14 protein-coding genes are annotated in these 13,855 nt (G+C 69.5%); 8 read left to right on the top strand and 6 right to left on the bottom strand.

The features are described 5' to 3' along the window. The first annotated feature begins 8 nt into the window (after positions 1 to 8). Complete coding sequence (locus Ahu01nite_RS41100; RefSeq protein WP_203842180.1) at positions 9 to 1,094, top strand: S-(hydroxymethyl)mycothiol dehydrogenase; 1,086 nt, start codon at positions 9 to 11, stop codon at positions 1,092 to 1,094. Continuing rightward, positions 1,094 to 1,693, top strand: a complete 600-nt coding sequence (locus Ahu01nite_RS41095; protein ID WP_203842179.1) for an MBL fold metallo-hydrolase — start codon at positions 1,094 to 1,096, stop codon at positions 1,691 to 1,693. Before Ahu01nite_RS41100 ends, Ahu01nite_RS41095 begins: the two co-directional genes overlap by 1 nt. 39 nt (positions 1,694 to 1,732) lie before the next feature. On the opposite strand, the gene Ahu01nite_RS41090 is transcribed toward Ahu01nite_RS41095, so the two are convergent. Both Ahu01nite_RS41090 and Ahu01nite_RS41085 read right to left on the bottom strand, forming a co-directional pair. Next, positions 1,733 to 3,079, bottom strand: a complete 1,347-nt coding sequence (locus Ahu01nite_RS41090; RefSeq protein ID WP_203842178.1) for an MGH1-like glycoside hydrolase domain-containing protein — start codon at positions 3,077 to 3,079, stop codon at positions 1,733 to 1,735. Between the two features lie 322 nt (positions 3,080 to 3,401). Then, positions 3,402 to 4,502 (bottom strand): DNA polymerase ligase N-terminal domain-containing protein, encoded by a 1,101-nt coding sequence (locus tag Ahu01nite_RS41085; protein WP_203842177.1) that lies wholly within the window; start codon positions 4,500 to 4,502, stop codon positions 3,402 to 3,404. A gap of 72 nt (positions 4,503 to 4,574) precedes the next feature. On the opposite strand from Ahu01nite_RS41085, the gene Ahu01nite_RS41080 reads away from it, so the two are divergent. Continuing rightward, complete coding sequence (locus Ahu01nite_RS41080) at positions 4,575 to 5,243, top strand: helix-turn-helix domain-containing protein (RefSeq protein ID WP_203842176.1); 669 nt, start codon at positions 4,575 to 4,577, stop codon at positions 5,241 to 5,243. Here Ahu01nite_RS41080 and Ahu01nite_RS41075 read toward each other — a convergent pair. After that, positions 5,233 to 5,586 carry a VOC family protein gene (locus tag Ahu01nite_RS41075; RefSeq protein ID WP_203842175.1) on the bottom strand — a complete coding sequence of 118 codons (354 nt, stop codon included), beginning with the start codon at positions 5,584 to 5,586 and terminating at the stop codon, positions 5,233 to 5,235. The two genes, Ahu01nite_RS41080 and Ahu01nite_RS41075, sit on opposite strands and share 11 nt — an antisense overlap. Before the next feature lie 140 nt (positions 5,587 to 5,726). Here Ahu01nite_RS41075 and Ahu01nite_RS41070 point away from each other — a divergent pair, with 140 nt between their 5' ends. The 3 genes from Ahu01nite_RS41070 to Ahu01nite_RS41060 all read left to right on the top strand — a co-directional run bounded on the left by Ahu01nite_RS41070 (position 5,727) and on the right by Ahu01nite_RS41060 (position 10,072). Further along, positions 5,727 to 6,836, top strand: a complete 1,110-nt coding sequence (locus Ahu01nite_RS41070) for an FAD-dependent monooxygenase (protein ID WP_203842174.1) — start codon at positions 5,727 to 5,729, stop codon at positions 6,834 to 6,836. A 122-nt stretch (positions 6,837 to 6,958) separates the two neighbouring features. After that, positions 6,959 to 8,716 (top strand): aa3-type cytochrome oxidase subunit I, encoded by a 1,758-nt coding sequence (gene ctaD / locus Ahu01nite_RS41065; RefSeq protein WP_203842173.1) that lies wholly within the window; start codon positions 6,959 to 6,961, stop codon positions 8,714 to 8,716. A gap of 126 nt (positions 8,717 to 8,842) precedes the next feature. Continuing rightward, a complete protein-coding gene (locus Ahu01nite_RS41060) occupies positions 8,843 to 10,072 on the top strand; it encodes an MFS transporter (RefSeq protein ID WP_203842172.1) in 1,230 nt (409 codons plus the stop codon). Between the two features lie 53 nt (positions 10,073 to 10,125). Here Ahu01nite_RS41060 and Ahu01nite_RS41055 read toward each other — a convergent pair whose 3' ends face one another. Beyond that, positions 10,126 to 10,818, bottom strand: a complete 693-nt coding sequence (locus tag Ahu01nite_RS41055) for a GNAT family N-acetyltransferase (protein ID WP_203842171.1) — start codon at positions 10,816 to 10,818, stop codon at positions 10,126 to 10,128. 86 nt (positions 10,819 to 10,904) lie between these two features. On the opposite strand from Ahu01nite_RS41055, the gene Ahu01nite_RS50945 reads away from it, so the two are divergent. Further along, positions 10,905 to 11,501, top strand: coding sequence for a permease-like cell division protein FtsX (locus Ahu01nite_RS50945; RefSeq protein ID WP_239159540.1), 597 nt, complete (start codon positions 10,905 to 10,907; stop codon positions 11,499 to 11,501). After that, entirely contained in the window at positions 11,498 to 11,992 is a 495-nt protein-coding gene (locus Ahu01nite_RS41045) for a SigE family RNA polymerase sigma factor (protein ID WP_239159539.1), read from the top strand. Before Ahu01nite_RS50945 ends, Ahu01nite_RS41045 begins: the two co-directional genes overlap by 4 nt. Here Ahu01nite_RS41045 and Ahu01nite_RS41040 read toward each other — a convergent pair. Beyond that, the gene (locus Ahu01nite_RS41040) at positions 11,979 to 12,545 is read right to left on the bottom strand and encodes an isochorismatase family protein (protein ID WP_203842169.1); all 567 of its coding nucleotides are present in this window, start codon (positions 12,543 to 12,545) and stop codon (positions 11,979 to 11,981) included. The two genes, Ahu01nite_RS41045 and Ahu01nite_RS41040, sit on opposite strands and share 14 nt — an antisense overlap. Positions 12,546 to 12,559: 14 nt before the next feature. Continuing rightward, positions 12,560 to 13,825 (bottom strand): nicotinate phosphoribosyltransferase, encoded by a 1,266-nt coding sequence (locus Ahu01nite_RS41035; RefSeq protein WP_438874859.1) that lies wholly within the window; start codon positions 13,823 to 13,825, stop codon positions 12,560 to 12,562. Positions 13,826 to 13,855 lie beyond the last annotated feature (30 nt).

The raw sequence follows: 13,855 nt of genomic DNA, 5'->3' as shown, positions 1-13,855 counted from the left end.
TTGTGCATATGAGCCAGCGAGTCAACGGAGTCATCTCCCGCGCCAAGGGTGCCCCCGTCGAGGTCACCACGATCATCGTGCCGGACCCGGGTCCCGGCGAAGCCGTCGTGAAGGTGCAGGCCTGCGGGGTCTGTCACACCGACCTGCATTACCGCGAGGGCGGGATCAACGACGACTACCCGTTCCTGCTCGGCCATGAGGCCGCGGGGATCGTGGAGTCCGTCGGTGCCGGGGTGACCGAGGTCGCCCCGGGCGATTTTGTCGTCCTGAACTGGCGGGCGGTCTGCGGTGACTGCCGCGCCTGCCGCAAAGGCAAGCCGTGGTACTGCTTCAACACCCACAACGCGACCCAGAAGATGACGCTGGAGGACGGCACCGAGCTGTCGCCCGCGCTCGGCATCGGGGCGTTCGTGGAGAAGACCCTGGTCGCGGCGGGGCAGTGCACGAAGGTCGACCCGGAGGCCCGGCCCGCGGCCGTGGGGCTGCTGGGTTGCGGCGTCATGGCGGGGATCGGCGCGTCGATCAACACCGGCGGGGTGACCCGCGGTGACTCGGTCGCGGTCATCGGCTGTGGCGGGGTCGGCGACGGTGCGGTCGCGGGTGCGGCGCTGGCCGGCGCCACGACGATCATCGCGATCGACACCGACGACCAGAAGCTGGAGTGGGCCCGCAAGTTCGGCGCCACCCACACGATCAACGCGCGGGGCAAGGACGTCGTCGCCGAGGTGCAGGCGCTGACCGGTGGCAACGGCGCGGACGTCGTCATCGAGGCGGTCGGTCACCCGGAGACGTACAAGCAGGCGTTCTACGCCCGTGACCTGGCCGGCACGGTGGTGCTGGTCGGCGTGCCGACCCCGGACATGACGATCGAGCTGCCGCTGGCCGACGTCTTCGGCCGCGGCGGTGCGCTGAAGAGCAGCTGGTACGGCGACTGCCTGCCGACCCGGGACTTCCCGATGCTGACCGAGCTCTACAAGCAGGGCCGGCTCGACCTCGACGCGTTCGTCACCGAGGAGATCCGCCTGGACCAGGTCGAGGAGGCCTTCGCCAAGATGCACGGCGGCGGCGTGCTGCGCTCGGTCGTGATCTTCTGATGGCGGCCCGGGTCGATCACGCGGTCACCAGCGGCACGTTCTCGCTCGACGGCGAGACGTTCGACGTCGACAACAACGTCTGGGTGGTCGGGGACGACGCCGAGTGCGTGGTCATCGACGCGCCGCACTCGGTGGACGCGATCCTCGAGGTGGTGGCGGGTCGCAAGGTCACCGCCATCGTGCTCACCCACGCGCACGACGATCACGTCCGGGTCGCGCCCGAGCTCGCCGAGCGCACCAGCGCGCCGCTGTTGCTGCACCCCGCCGAGGAGGTGCTGTGGAAGCTGACGCACCCCGGCCTGCCGATGCCCGCTGCACTCAGCGACGGCCAGGAGATCCCGGCGGGCGGTGCGACGCTCACGGTTCTGCACACCCCGGGTCACAGCCCAGGAGCAGTTTGTCTGTACGCCGCTGAGCTCGGCGCCGTGTTCACCGGCGACACCCTGTTCCAGGGCGGCCCGGGGGCGACCGGTCGTTCGTACAGCGACCGGCCGACCATCGAGAAGTCGATCCGCGAGCGGCTGTTCGCGCTGCCGCCGACCACGGTGGTGCACACCGGCCACGGCTCCGACACCACGCTCGAAGCCGAAGCCTTCTAATCCGGTATTTCCCGCCGGGCCGATGGGCCCGGCGGGATTTCAGGCCGCTCGTGCGTACGCGGGGACGGACCGGTCGGCCAGCAGGTCGAGCGAGAGCGCCGCCGTCCAGCTGAACGTCGGCGCACCGATGCCCTCGCCGGTGACCGGGTGGAAGTACTCGTAGTGCCCGGAGCGGTGGATGAGCCGGATCATCGCCATGCGCAGGTCCTCGGCCTCGCCGCGGTACCCGTGGACGAGCATGCCGCGGCGCAGCAGCCAGTTGACGTTGATCCAGATCGGTCCACGCCAGTAGCGCAGTGTGTCGAAGTCCGTCGCCGTCCGGTCGTAGCTCGGCACCGGCAGGCCGGTGGCCTCGGGCAGGCCGAACCGTTCCGACGCGGCCTCCGCCATGATGGCGGCGGCCTGGTGGTCGGGCAGGTCGGGCAGGATCAGCGGCACCAGGCCGTTGACGCACCGGGCCGGACTGAGGGTCTTGGTACGCACGTCACGTGACCGGAATGTCCGCGTCTGCGGGTCCCACAGATGCTTCGAGATCGCCGCCGTGATCCGCTGTGCCCGCTCGCGGTGCACCTCCGGGTCCGCGCCGACGACCTCGGCGATGTGCACCAGCGCCAGCTCGGCAGCGGCCAGGATCGCGTTGAACGACGGGCACTCGACCACGAAGTCGTGCCGCTGGGCGAGGGCGGTGTCGGAGTAACCGCCGTCCCGGTAGTTCAGGACCAGCCCCAGGTAGCGGGCGTAGTCGATGTCCAGCGGCCGGTGCGAGGCGTCGGCGACCTCGAGGTCCCGGCGCGTGTACCGCGTGAGGAGCCCCATGTCGGCGGGGACCGCCGACATCGCGGTGTCCCAGGACGGGCTGTTGTCCAGCCCCGACTCCCAGGGGTGCACGATGCTGGCGAGGCCCTCACCTGCGGCGTCGCGGCGCCGGCTCAGGTATTCCTGCTGGGCGACCAGGCGGGGGTAGAGCCACTTGAGCTCGTCGCCGGCCTCGTGGGCCGCAGCCGCACCGTGCGCCGCGGCGCGCCGGTAGACCTCCCACGCGGCGATCGCGTGCAGCGGCGGCTGGACGAGCCCGGTGCTGCCGCGGGCGGCGCGCCCGTTGTAGGCGGGGACGTTCCAGAAGCCGGGGCCCGGGAAGTAGTCGCCCTCCGCGGTGCGGGGGTCGAACACGATGTGCGGCACGCGGCCGTCGGGCCACTGTGCTTCGAAGAGGCTGCGCAGGTCACGCCAGGCTCGCGACGGGTTCACATAGGCGAGACCGATGGCGATGAAGGCGGCGTCCCAGCTCCATTGATGAGGGTAGAGGCGGCGAGACGGGACCATGTGGTCGTCTGACCAGTTGACGTCGAGGACGGACGAGGCGGAATTCCAAAGATCTGCAGACATGTCCGGAATCACTAGAGCGGGCGGATAAGGCATCGGGCTGCGCATCTACTTATAGACCTTTCCGCCGCGGGACCGGGCAAACACCCTTGATCGGGTGACGCACGCCTCGCATGAGGAATATGAGCCGTTCAGAGACCCGGATCAGGAATGTGCACGCGGGTTCCGACCGGCCGGGGATCTTGCGGAGCGGCCCAGGTCAGGGCGTACGTCTTCCCGTTCCCGCCCAGGTCAGAGGCGATCTTGGCCGGGGCCGCGTTTCACCCGCCGGGGATCGGCTGAAAATAGCCATGTTCGACTGAACGGCCTATCGGTAAGGACCCATTCAGCCGATCAGCATCCAAAGGCGGCTGCGCCGGCCGGGTAGGTAAGGCGAATCCAGCCGCTTCGCGACAACGCCACCGAGACCCTGGGCGGCGGCCGCTTCCAGGGCGAACTCGCCGCCGCCCGGAAAGTACGGCGGGGTCTGCCAGTTCGCCCCGGTCAGATTCAGCCCCTCCAGCAACTCGCGGCGCTGTGCGTACCGGAGGAACTCGACCGTGGAATGTCCTTCCAGCCAGAGCAGGTCATAGACCAGGAAGTGGATCGGCGTACGCTCCGCGGCCCGCTTCGCCGCCCCGGAGTCACGCGGCTCCCGGCGCAGAGCCAGGCGGTCCGCGGACACAGTGGCGCCGTCGAAGGCGACGATCTCCCCGTCGAGCACGGCCTCGGTCGGTGCCAGTGCTGCCCCGAGCGGCCGGAGCTCCGGATACCACGAGGTCACGTCCACGCCGTCCGCGTCGGTGAGCCGCACCCGGCCGCCGGATACATAGGCCAGTGTGCGGCGACCGGCCCAGCTCAGCTCGTACCCCCAGTCCTCGTCGTCAGGCGGTAAGCCGGCGGCTGCCGTCGCGAGCATGGGTTCGACGGCCTCGGGCATGCTCTGCCATCCCGGCTCGACCGGATCCATCCGCCGCACCATCCAGGCTGTGCCGCTACCCGCGCCTGGACCATCGGTCGGCGGAGCTCCGTCGGTCCGGAAGAAGACGTAGCGGCCCGAGGTGCGTTCGCCGTGGAAAGTGACGCTGATCTCGTCGTCACGCCACTTGTCGAGCTGGTAGGTGCCCCGATCGTGGATGGTCATCCGGCCGCCGCCGTACTCACCGGCCGGGATCTCACCGGCGAAGTCGAGGTATTCCAGCGGGTGATCCTCGGTGCGTCTGGCCAAATTGTTGCGGGCCCGGTCGCGGGGGAGCCCGCGCGGGACGGCGAACGAGGCGAGCACGCCGTCGTGCTCGAGCCGCACGTCCCAGTGCAGGCTGCGGGCGTGATGCTGCTGGATGACGAACCTGTTCCCGGTGGTCTTCTCCCCAGCGGTTGCGGGTATCGGCTCCGGCGTCCGCCGGGCATCGCGCCGGCGCCGGTACTCCTCGAGCTGGTCGACCATCCATCGATTGTCCGCCCGAACTACACGGATGTCATTCGCGCGGATGTCGTACCCCCGTGCCAAGGTCGGTCCATGTACCGCGAACGGCCCTCCGCCCTTCCGCACGTGATCGCCTGGCGCAGCGTGGTGCCACCGGGCACCCCGCCCGGCCGGATCCTGCCCGACGGCTGTCTCGACGTGATCTGGCAGGACGGCGCGGTCTACGTCGCGGGTCCCGACACGACGGCCCAGGTCGTGCCCACCGCGGCGGGCAGTCGCTTCTTCGCGCTGCGCTTCGCCGACGGGGTGGGGCCGGGCATTCTCGGGGTCCCGGCCGACGAGCTGACCGACCGTCAGGTGCCCCTCGCCGACCTGCTGCCCGCCGCCGAGGTGCGCCCGCTCGCCGAGGCAGCCGACCCGATGGACGCGCTTGAGGAGTTCGCGCGTCGCCGCTGGCAGACCCCCGACCGGGCGATGGTCGGGGTCGCTGCCGGGGCACGGGCCGGGCTGCCGGTCCCCGCGATCGCCGATTCCTGCGGCCTCAGCACGCGCCACCTGCAAAGACGCACCAGGACATCCTTTGGGTACGCGACGAAGACGCTGGTCCGGATCATGCGGCTGCAACGGGCGGTGGCGCTGGCCCGGGGCGGGAGCCCGTTCGCCGACGTCGCGGTGACGGCGGGCTACGCCGACCAGGCCCACCTGTCACGTGACGTGAAAGCGCTGGCCGGCGTGCCGCTGGGGAAGCTCGTCATGAGGTAGAGGGCGCGTACAGGTCCACGCCGTTACCGTCCGGATCGAGCACGACGGCATACCGCTGTCCCCAAGGGGCGTCCCACGGCTCCTGATGAGACTCGTATCCCGCCTTGACCAGGGCGGCATGGGTGTCGTCCACCTCCGCCGGGTCCGCGCAGGCGAAGGCCAGGTTGATCTTGCTTTTCCCGCCCTGGTCCCACATCAGCCGGTTGCCGCCCGGCAGGGGAGCCTCGGCGTGGGGTGCGTTGTCCGCGTCGGCAGGGAGGTCCAGGCCGAGCAGGCGGTAGAAAGCCAGCGACTTGCCCAGGTCGGCAACGGTGAGGCCGATCGCATTGAAAGTAGGTGCCATGCCGGTGACGCTACGAACGCCGGGCGGCGTCCGTCTTGAACAAATCGGACGGGTCCGGCGTCACGGGTTCCCCGCCCCGGTGGCGGCCGGTAGTGTCTTGGCTCCGGCGCGTATCGAAGACCCTCGGAGGCGTTGCTGCGATGACCTTGCGGATCCTTGTCGTCGGCGCCGGAATCAGTGGTCTCGCGGCGGCAAGAGGCCTGCGGATCGCGGGATTCCGGCCCGACGTGGTGGAAGAACTCCCGGCGACCATGGTCCCCGGAGCCGGTATCTACCTGCCCGGCAACGCGGCTCGTGCGCTGCGCGTGCTCGGTCTCGACGCGCCCCTGCGGCCGCTCGGTGACCTGATCTTCCGGCAGGTGTTCCAGGATTCCCAGGGCCAGGAACTGTTCGAGATGGACGTCGCCGCGCTCTGGGCCGGTGTCGGCGAATCGCGCGCACTGTCCCGCGCCGACCTGCAGCAGGTGCTGCTCACCAGCGTCGGTGGTGCGGTCCGCTACGACACTGCCGTGCGTGACCTGGACCTCGTCGACGGCGCGGTCAAGGTCCAGTTCGGCGACGGGTCCGTAGCCGAGTATGACCTGGTCGTCGGTGCCGACGGACGGAAATCGATGATCCGCGGCAAGGTCGGGCTCGGCGGTGCCGCGGTGCCGACCGGCCAGATCGTCTACCGCAGCGTGGTCAACGGCGGGCCGCCGCTCAGCGACTGGACGGCCCTGCTCGGACAGCGCTCCCAGTTCGTGGCGATGCCGATGGGTGGCCGCCGCCTCTACTGCTACGCCGACGAGACGGCTGAGCCCGGCGTCGAGAACCCCGCCGACCCCCGCGCCCGCCTGCGGGAGCTGTTCGGCGACTTCGGAGGGTGCGTGCCCGCGATCCTCGCCGCGATCGAGAAGGTCCAGGTCGCCCGGACCGACGAGGTCGTGATGGACAGCTACACCAAGGGCTCGGTGCTGCTCGTCGGTGACGCTGCACACGCCACCGCGCCCACGCTCGCCCAGGGCGCGGCGATGGCGCTCGAGGACGCGGTCGTGCTCGGCGAGGTGCTGAAGCAGTCGGGCGGGGATGTGCGCTCGGCGCTCAGTGCGTACGAAGATCGTCGGCGGCAACGCTGTGACCTGGTACGGGAGCAGACCCACGAGCGGGATCGCACCCGGGACGTGCCGCCCTCCGAGCGCGACCCTATGCTGCGGGGGCGGGGCCAAAGGATCTTCTCGGATCACTACCGGGCGCTGGTGGAGCCCTTCTAGACCAAGGGTGCTCTTTGGTCACCCCGCGCCCGCCGGGGGTCGGCGGGGGACTATTCTGCCTGCGAGGTACGCCTTTCACTCGGGTGTACGCAGTGGGACGAACGAGACACCGGAGGCTATCCGTGACGACCGTTGCGCCTAAGCCGATCGTGACGCGGCCGTGGCCGGTCAGGCAGCAGGTCAAGGGCTCGGCCCTCGCGCGGATCCTGCGGACCACGGACGCGAAGCAGATCGGGATCATGTACATGATCACCGCGTTCGTGTTCTACATGCTGGGCGGCCTGATGGCCCTGCTCATGCGCACGGAGCTGGCCCGCCCGGGCATGCAGTTCCTGTCGCCCGAGCAGTACAACCAGCTGTTCACGATGCACGGCACGATCATGCTGTTGTTCTTCGCCACACCGATCGTGTTCGCCTTCGCGAACTTCCTGGTGCCGATCCAGATCGGCGCGCCCGACGTGTCGTTCCCTCGGCTCAACGCGTTCGCGTACTGGCTCTACCTGTTCGGCGGCACGATCACCATCAGCGGGTTCCTGACGCCGGGCGGTGCGGCTGACTTCGGTTGGTTCGCCTACACGCCGCTCAGCGACTCGCTGCACTCGCCGGGTGTCGGCGGCAACATGTGGGTCGTCGGCCTCGCCATCTCAGGCCTCGGCACGATCCTCGGTGGCGTCAACATCATCACCACCGTGATCACGCTCCGGGCGCCCGGCATGACGATGTTCCGCATGCCGATCTTCACCTGGAACATCCTGGTGACGATGCTCCTCGTGATCATGGTCTTCCCGTTCTTCGCGGCGGCCCTGTTCGCACTCGCCGCCGACCGTGTCCTCGGCGCCCACGTCTTCGACGTGGAAACCGGCGGCCCGATGCTGTGGCAGCACCTCTTCTGGTTCTTCGGCCACCCCGAGGTCTACATCGTCGCGCTGCCGTTCTTCGGCATCATCACCGAGGTCATCCCGGTCTTCAGCCGCAAGCCCGTCTTCGGCTACAAGGGCCTGGTCGGCGCGACCCTGGCGATCGCGGCCCTGTCGATGAGCGTGTGGGCACACCACATGTTCGTCACCGGCCAGGTGCTGCTGCCATTCTTCAGCTTCCTGAGCTTCCTCATCGCGGTACCGACCGGCATGAAGTTCTTCGTGTGGATCGGCACCATGTGGCGCGGCCAGATCAGCTTCGAGACGCCGATGATGTTCGCGATCGGCTTCCTGGTCACGTTCCTCTTCGGTGGTCTCTCCGGCGTCCTGCTCGCCGCTCCGCCGATCGACTTCCACGTGTCCGACTCGTACTTCGTCATCGCGCACTTCCACTACGTGCTCTTCGGCACGATCGTGTTCGCGGTGTTCTCGGGCATCTACTTCTGGTTCCCGAAGATGTTCGGCAGGATGCTCGACGAGCGCCTCGGCAAGATCCACTTCTGGCTGACGTTCATCGGCTTCCACGCGACGTTCCTGGTGCAGCACTGGCTCGGCGCGGAGGGCATGCCCCGCCGCTACGCCGATTACCTGCCCAGCGATGGCTTCACGTTCCTCAACACGTTCTCGACGATCGGTTCGTTCGTCCTGGGCGCGTCGACGCTGCCGTTCATCTACAACGTCTGGAAGTCCTACAAGGTCGGCCAGCTCGTCACGGTCGACGACCCCTGGGGCGCCGGCAACTCGCTCGAGTGGGCCACGTCCTCCCCGCCGCCGCTGCGCAACTTTGACAAGATGCCCCGCATCCGCTCGGAGCGCCCGGCCTTCGACGCCAAGTTCCCCGAGCTCGCAGCGGGCGAACAGTCGATCGCCGGCCCCCCGGAAGGCGGCGCCCGCCCGCTCACCGCGGAATCGGACGGCGGCGCGACGTACAAGGAAGACCTGAGCGACCGCAAGAAGAAGTAACCCCGCTTTCCTGAGCCCGGCCCGGTCCTCGCGACCGGGCCGGGCTTTTTGCTGCCCGGTGGCGGTCCCGCCTGCGGTTTTGTCGTACCCCTCCGGCAGACTGTCGGGCGGAGGTGAGGACCGCTCATGATGTTGACGCCTTACCGCGAAACGTTGGCGTTGCGCGGGATCAAGTCGTTGCTGGCAGTGGCGACGCTGGCACGGATACCGATCACGGCCGGCTCGGTCACGCTCACGCTGCACGTCACCCAGGATCTCGGACTGGGCTACGGCGCGGCGGGGCTGGTCGGTGCCGCGTTCACTGTCGGCAGTTCGTTCGGCGCGCCGTTCATGGGCCGGATCACCGACCGGCGCGGGCTGCGGCCCGTCCTGGTGCTCACCACCGTCGCCGAGGTCACGTTCTGGACGTCGGCGCAGGTCTTCCCCTACTGGGCCCTGCTCATCGCGGCGCTGGTCGGCGGTTTCCTGACGCTGCCCGCGTTCTCCATCGCCCGGCAGTCGATCGCGGCCCTGACACCCCCGTCACACCGGCTGCCTGCGTTCGCGCTGGATTCGATCACGACCGAGCTCTCGTTCATGACCGGCCCGGCACTCGGCGTCCTCGTCTCCACGACGGCCGGCCCCCGCGTGGCGATGCTCGCGGTCGGCGCCGGCATCCTGCTCTCCGGCGTCGGCCTCTTCCTGCTCAACCCACCCATCCGCGGCCACGACGAGGCACCGATCTCGACCGGGGAGCGGGTCACCCGCCGCTCCTGGCTGCGCGCCGAGCTGATCGCGGTCTTCGCCATCAGCAGCGCGGCCACCCTCGTCCTCAGCGGCACCGACGTCGCCGTCGTCGCAGTCCTCCAGCACTCCGGCGAGGTCACCTGGACCGGCGCCGTCCTCACGATGTGGGCGGTCTTCTCGCTGCTCGGCGGCTTCGCCTACGGCACCGTCCGCCGCGGCCTGCCACCCCTGCTCCTGCTGGCCCCCATGGCCCTGCTGACCATCCCGGTCGGCCTCGCCGGCGGCCACTGGTGGCTCCTCGGGCTGCTCCTCCTCCCCGCCGGAGCCCTCTGCGCGCCCACCATCACCGCGACCGCCGCAGCGGTGAGCCGCCTGACCCCGGCGGCCGCCCGCGGCGAGGCCATGGGCTGGCACAACTCCTCGCTGACCGTGGGCGTCGCCCTCGGCGCACCCCTCTCCGGCATCGTCATGGACACGCTCTCCCCGGCCTGGGGCTTCGCCGCCGTGGGAGGCGTGGGCCTCCTGGTCGCGATAGTGGTCCTGCCCATCGAGATCTCCCGCCGCCGCGCCGCGCCTCCCGACACCCCGGCCCCCGAAAGGTCCGAGCTCGCCGAGGAGGCCGCGGTCTAGGGCCTTTTTCATAACTGGGCCCGCCGCAGCCCGGCCTCAGTTATAAAAAGGCACTAAGGGCGGCCGGGGTTGGTGAGCCGGATGCTGAGCTGGGAGCCCCACTCCTGGAAGCCGAGCGCCCGGGCGACGCGGCGGGATGGCTCCGGACGCGCCCGCCACTGAGGCAGGAGTCCGGCGGCCAATGCATGCGATACCGCTGCTGAGGCGACAGAGCGAGCGAACCCCCGCCGACGATGTTCCGGGGCCGTCAGCACGCTGAGGTGCGCGGTTTCACGCGGCCAGCGACGGTAACCGGCGGCTGCCACGATGGTGGTTCCGGCGCGAAGGACGAAGGCCGGCGAGGTGATCTCCTCCAGGCCTGCCTCGTCGGCGTCGTCCGCGGGCACCTCGGCGAGAAGACCTCCCAGGAGGTCGCCGGGGATGGATTCGACGCCGTCGGTTACTGCGGGACGGAAGCTCGCAGTGTCGCAGTAGGCCAGGGTCGCCGGGCCGAGGACGTCGAGAACCGGCAGCAAGGACGGGTCGGTCATGGCCGCGGCCGGGAGCCCGTCGAGTGCTTGCCGCAGGATCCGTGCGGAGTCCTCGTCGGGGGTGGTGGCGATCGCGGCTTCTCCGAGGCTGACGATGCCGGCCCAGCCGGGCGGGCACAGCGCGGACGTCGGGGAGACGACTACTTCGACGCCCGAGTCGCCGAAGGTCACCGGGACCCGGGCCAGTTCCTGCCAGAGCTGCTTGGCACGTTCCATCGGTGCATCCTCGCAAAGGGTGTGACCGATCCGGTTGTCCGACCGGTCTTAGAGAGAGGAAGCTGCCGGAGACCAGGAGCGAAGCTGTGGAACAGAACCTCAAGGAATTGTTCGACCGGGCACTCGAGGGCGAACCGTTGCCACCACCCGGTGATCTGACGCTGACGGCGATGGGTGCCGGTCGGCGGATCCGGCGGCGACGGCAGTTCCTGGTCGGCGGGTCGGCTGCTGCGGCGCTGGTAGGGGCATTGGTGCTGGTAAATGTGGTGCCGGGTCCCGAAAACGGGGATGTGCCGTTGACGGTGCCGGCTGCCGCCGCGGCTATGGCGAAGGCTCGTCCTGAATGTGACTGGACGACGCGGCAGAACGTCACTGACGTTTCCATTTTCCTCACATACGACGTCACCGATGCTCAGCGCGCTGCCATCGACTCGGGACTCCAGGCCGATCCGACGGTGCGGAACCTCGAATTCGAGAGCCGCGAGGCCGCGTACGTCAAGTTCAAGGAGTTGTGGAAGGACAGCCCCGATTTTGTGCAGTCGGTGGGGCCCGAGTCGCTGCCCGAGTCGTTCCGGTTGACGATGACGCAGGCCTCGCACTATCCCGATTTACTGGCCGTTTACCAGAACCAGCCCGGGGTCCAGGACATTGTCGGCGGGATGTGCCCGGGGACGGGCAAGTGAAGGAGCGGGACGCCGAGTTCGCCGCGTTTGTGGGGGCTGCGACGCCGCGTCTGCGGCGGACGGCGTACCTCATGTGCCGGGATTGGCATCTGGCCCAGGACCTCACTCAGCTGACGCTGGCGAAGATGTACGCGTCCTGGGCCCGGATCTGGCGCACGGCGAACCTTGAGGCCTACAGCCGCCGCGTACTGATGAACGCCGTCTTTGACCAGAAGAAGCGGCGCAGTGACTCCGAGGTGGTGCTCGCCGAGCTCCCGGACCGGCCCGGAGCGGGGACGCCCACCGCCGAGCTGCACGTCACGCTGATGCGGGCACTGGCCACGCTGCCGGTGCGGGATCAGGCCATCGTGGTGCTGCGGCACTGGGAGGATCAGAGCGTCGACACGGTCGCCGAGATCCTCGGTGTCTCGGCGTCCGTCGTGAAGATGCAGAGCATGCGCTCCCTCACCCGGCTGCGCGAACTGCTGGGCGAGGAGTTCATCCTGCAGTAGTGGTCTCCACCCCGGCCCGGGCGAGTTGGTCGAGCGCGGCCGCCGTGGTCGCTTCCGCGACGCCGGCGGTCATGCCGAGCAGCACTGTCGTCTCGAAGCCCGCGGCTTTCGCGTCCAGCGCCGTCGCCCGCACGCAGTGATCCGTGGCGATGCCGACGACCTCGACCGTCGTCACGCCGTGGGTCTTGAGCCAGTCGGTCAGCCCGAGGCCCGCGTCGGTGTGACCCTCGAACCCGGAGTAGGCGGCCTCGTATTCGCCCTTGTGGAACACGGCCTCGACCCGGGACGTCGCCAGGGCGGGGTGGAAGTCCGATCCGGGTGTGCCGGCCACGCAGTGCACGGGCCACGAGTCGACGTAGTCCGGCGTCGTGCTGAAGTGCGCGCCCGGGTCGATGTGGAAATCCTTCGTCGCCACGACGTGGTCCCAGCCGCTATCCGGGTCGGTCAGCGCCTGCGAGATCGCCGCGGCGACGCTCGCACCGCCCTGGACCGCCAGGGAACCACCCTCGCAGAAGTCGTTCTGAACGTCGACGATGATCAGAGCCTTGGACATGCTCGGCAACCCTCTCAGGCGGTGGGGACCACGGTTACTGGAATGGCCGGGTCGCCGGCCGAGAGCTTCAGGCCCTCCCACGGGATGGAGATCAGGCACTGGCGCAGGTGCTCGCGGGACTCGGCCAGCGTCGCGAGCGGGGCCGGCTCGCCGCCGGCGATGAACGAGCGCTGCAACAGGCGGTCGTTGGCGTGGTGATCCGGCACGCCCTGGGAGACCACGATCTCCTCGGTCGCGGTGCCGGTCGGCTTGTGCCGGCGGATCGCGGTCTTGCGGCCGCCGACGGTCGCCTTGTTCTCGGAGCGCTTGACGACCGCGCGTCCCTCGACCTCGACCAGCTTGTAGACCAGGCCGGCGGTCGGCGCGCCCGAACCGGTGACCACCGCGGTGCCCGCGCCGTACATGTCGACCGGCTCGGCGGCGAGCGACGAGATCGCGTACTCGTCCATGTCGCCGGAGACCACGATCTTGGTCTCGGTGGCGCCGAGCGAGTCGAGCAGCTCGCGGGAGTGCTGGGCGAGCACCGACAGGTCGCCCGAGTCGATGCGGATCGCGCGCAGATCGGGACCGGCGACGGCGATGGCGTTGCGGATGCCCTGGGCGATGTCGTACGTGTCGACCAGCAGCGTGGTGTTCTTGCCGAGCGCCGCGACCTGCGAGGCGAACGCGGCCGGCTCGTCGTCGTGCAGCAGCGTGAACGCGTGGGCGGAGGTGCCCGTGGTCGGGATGCCGTAACGGCCGCCTGCGGCGAGATTCGAGGTCGAGGCGAAACCCGCGAGGTAGGAGGCGCGGGCGGCTGCCACTGCGGCCTCCTCATGCGTACGCCGGGAGCCCATCTCTATGATCGGCCGCCCCCGGGCCGCCGTGACCATCCGTGCGGCCGCCGATGCGATAGCGCTGTCGTGGTTGAGCACCGACAGGATCAGCGTCTCGAGCACCACGCACTCGGCGAAGCCCCCGGACACCGTCAGGATCGGCGAGCCGGGGAAGAACAGTTCGCCCTCGGCGTACCCGTCGATGTCGCCTGTGAAGCGGTAATCCGTGAGCCAGGCCGCCGTGGTCTCGTCGACGATGCCGGCCTTGCGCAGGAAATCCACGTCACGTTCGTGGAAGCGGAACTCGCGGATCAGCTCGATCAACCGGCCCTGCCCCGCCGCGACGCCGTAGCGGCGGCCGGTGGGCAGGCGCCGCGCGAACACCTCGAAGACGCTGCGGCGATCGGCCGTGCCGTCCTGGAGGGCCGCGCTGACCATGGTCAGCTCGTACTGGTCGGTCAGCATGGCGGGGGCGAAGTCGTTCACCCACCCACC

The organism is Winogradskya humida, from assembly GCF_016862215.1.
Classification (GTDB): domain Bacteria; phylum Actinomycetota; class Actinomycetes; order Mycobacteriales; family Micromonosporaceae; genus Actinoplanes; species Actinoplanes humidus.
The sequence above is the reverse complement of the archived record's forward strand: the minus strand, read 5'-3'. Positions and strand labels throughout refer to the sequence as shown.

What these genes read in the sequence shown, in the direction of transcription:
- Ahu01nite_RS41080 (WP_203842176.1), top strand. Translation starts at nt 4,575, where the DNA reads ATGTACCGCGAACGGCCCTCCGCCCTTCCGCACGTGATCGCCTGGCGC.
- Ahu01nite_RS41040 (WP_203842169.1), bottom strand. Translation starts at nt 12,545, where the DNA reads ATGTCCAAGGCTCTGATCATCGTCGACGTTCAGAACGACTTCTGCGAG.
- Ahu01nite_RS41035 (WP_438874859.1), bottom strand. Translation starts at nt 13,825, where the DNA reads ATGCTGACCGACCAGTACGAGCTGACCATGGTCAGCGCGGCCCTCCAG.
- Ahu01nite_RS41090 (WP_203842178.1), bottom strand. Translation starts at nt 3,079, where the DNA reads ATGTCTGCAGATCTTTGGAATTCCGCCTCGTCCGTCCTCGACGTCAAC.
- Ahu01nite_RS41095 (WP_203842179.1), top strand. Translation starts at nt 1,094, where the DNA reads ATGGCGGCCCGGGTCGATCACGCGGTCACCAGCGGCACGTTCTCGCTC.
- Ahu01nite_RS41085 (WP_203842177.1), bottom strand. Translation starts at nt 4,502, where the DNA reads ATGGTCGACCAGCTCGAGGAGTACCGGCGCCGGCGCGATGCCCGGCGG.
- Ahu01nite_RS41100 (WP_203842180.1), top strand. Translation starts at nt 9, where the DNA reads ATGAGCCAGCGAGTCAACGGAGTCATCTCCCGCGCCAAGGGTGCCCCC.
- Ahu01nite_RS41075 (WP_203842175.1), bottom strand. Translation starts at nt 5,586, where the DNA reads ATGGCACCTACTTTCAATGCGATCGGCCTCACCGTTGCCGACCTGGGC.
- Ahu01nite_RS41055 (WP_203842171.1), bottom strand. Translation starts at nt 10,818, where the DNA reads ATGGAACGTGCCAAGCAGCTCTGGCAGGAACTGGCCCGGGTCCCGGTG.
- Ahu01nite_RS41060 (WP_203842172.1), top strand. Translation starts at nt 8,843, where the DNA reads ATGATGTTGACGCCTTACCGCGAAACGTTGGCGTTGCGCGGGATCAAG.
- Ahu01nite_RS41070 (WP_203842174.1), top strand. Translation starts at nt 5,727, where the DNA reads ATGACCTTGCGGATCCTTGTCGTCGGCGCCGGAATCAGTGGTCTCGCG.